At 60.0% G+C, this 225-nt stretch carries 1 pseudogene; it reads right to left on the bottom strand.

Annotation, left to right across the window (positions count from 1 at the left end):
- Nucleotides 1-141, bottom strand: a pseudogene (locus ACPYOI_RS37410) (electron transfer flavoprotein subunit alpha/FixB family protein); the annotation flags it as partial.
- Between the last annotated feature and the right edge of the window lie 84 nt (nt 142-225).

The raw sequence follows: 225 nt of genomic DNA on the forward strand, positions 1-225 counted from the left end.
CTGATCGGCGGCAGGCTTGGCGCCCTTGCCGGCGACGAGGATGGTAACATCGCCGCCGATTTGGGTAGCGGCGGTCAACGCCTTGGCGGTCTGGTCGGAAAGGCTTTGATTGTCGTGGTCAGCCAGAAGAAGAATGGCCATGGTCGTAATTCCTTTCTCGAACCTTAGAGGACGCCGGCTTCGGTCTTGAGCTTCTCGACGAGCTCGGCGACCGACTTCACCTTG

Source organism: Rhizobium sp. SVR5-2C, from assembly GCF_056755115.1.